This is a genomic window from Streptomyces pathocidini, assembly GCF_001418495.1.
GTDB lineage: Bacteria > Actinomycetota > Actinomycetes > Streptomycetales > Streptomycetaceae > Streptomyces > Streptomyces pathocidini.
On sequence record NZ_LIQY01000692.1, the window covers coordinates 1 to 1,594 of the forward strand.

At 73.6% G+C, this 1,594-nt stretch carries 1 protein-coding gene and 2 pseudogenes; all 3 read right to left on the reverse strand.

All coding sequences use genetic code 11. The annotated features are described in order from the left end of the window. The coding region (locus tag AOK16_RS28860; RefSeq protein WP_240483738.1) for an alkaline phosphatase PhoX at positions 1-333 on the reverse strand (333 nt) is incomplete at both ends. 2 nt (positions 334-335) lie between these two features. Beyond that, positions 336-679: pseudogene (locus tag AOK16_RS28865) on the reverse strand (alkaline phosphatase PhoX); the annotation flags it as partial. A 2-nt stretch (positions 680-681) separates the two neighbouring features. Further along, positions 682-1,220 (reverse strand): annotated as a pseudogene (locus AOK16_RS28870) (alkaline phosphatase PhoX); the annotation flags it as partial. Positions 1,221-1,594 lie beyond the last annotated feature (374 nt).

Genomic DNA, 1,594 nt, shown 5'->3' on the forward strand with positions numbered 1-1,594 from the left:
CTCGCCCCACGCGGGCTTGCCCGGGGTTCCGATGTTCTGCCTGCCGCGCGCCACCGCGTACACCCGGCCGCTCCGGGACAGGCCGAAGACGTGCTGGGCGCCCTCGCCGTCCTCACAGACCATCAGCCCGCCGCCGGGCGCGAGCGTGATGTTGTCCGGCGACTCGCCCGGCAGCTGGAGGTCCGTGTCCGGGCCGAAGACGACGACCAGCGTCAGCCGCCGGTGCTCGGGGTCGTACCGCCACACCTGCCCGAAGTGGTCGGCCGCCGAGCCCTCCGCGCGCCTGGCGAAGCTGGAGACGAAGTACACGCAGCGGCCGCCCCAGTAGCAGCCNNCCGAAGTCCTGGAAGCGGATCCCGGTCTCCCTGGCCAGCGGGTCGGGTACGGGCACCCACTCGATGCCGTCGAAGACCGTGCCGGTCTCCTGGACGACGGACAGGTCCGGCACGCCCGGCACCCGCATCGCCTCCAGCCGGCCGCCCGCGCGCAGCGAGCCGCGGCCGCCGAGCGGCTTCTCGGGCAGGAAACGGTAGAAGAGCCCGAAGGGCTTCTCGAAGGCGTCCTCGGTCTCGTAGACCACGCCCCGGCGCGGGTCGACGGCGATGGCCTCGTGCTGGAAGCGGCCCATCGCGGTGAGCGGGACCGCGCCGGTGCGGCGCGGGTCGTACGGGTCGACCTCNNTCCTCGGTCTCCTCGCAGGTCAGCCAGGTGCGCCAAGGGGTCGGCCCACCCGCGCAGTTGACCGCCGTACCGGCGATGGCGACCTGCTCGGAGAGCACCCGGTTGTCGCGCGCGTCCAGCTCCAGCGCGGTGCAGCCGCCCATGCCGTGGGGGTCGTAGGTCAGCCCCTCGACGGCCGGTACGCGGATGTCGGCGTCGACGCGGTTCTCGTGGTTGCGCACGAGATGGGTGCGGCCGCGCCGGTGGCCGGGGAAGGCGGCCATCCCGTCGGCGTGGCTGGGCACCTTCCCCTGCCCGGACCGGAGTTGGCCGCCCTCGCGGGACAGGACGGTGTAGCGGAAGCCTTTGGGCAGGTCGAGCAGCCCGTCGGGGTCGGGCACGAGCGGGCCGTAGCCCGCCTTCCCTCCCCACGCGTGGGCGGTGGCCGTCGTACCGGCGAAGATCTCCGAGATGCTCCCGGCGAAGACGACCCCCGCCCCCAGAGCGCCGGTACGCGCCAGGACCTGGCGACGCGACGCGGACGATTGTGCGGCAGACATGGGCAACTCCCTGTTGGCGGACAGAGATATGACCGGGTGTGTCTACCATGCGGCCTGCGGCCCGCGGAATGGGACGCGGCGTGACGTGCGGTCTGCCGCCTTTTTAAGGATCGGGCCGAGGCCGGTTCGGCACCGCCGGNNCTCCGTCCCCAGACCCCTGCCGTCCGGGGTCGGTGCGATGCGATCCTCCGGACCGGTTCGCTCGCCGCGACGGGATCGGCAGGCGCGTGGCTGCCTTGGCAGAGCGGTCCCGCCGGGGCTTCGCCTCGCCGGCGCTCGACGAGCGGTGGGCCGAGCCCGGTTACCTCCCGGCCTCGGCTGGCTTGCCTGACCGCCGTCTCCGTCGGCGGGAGTTGGGGACGGAGTCCCCAGGG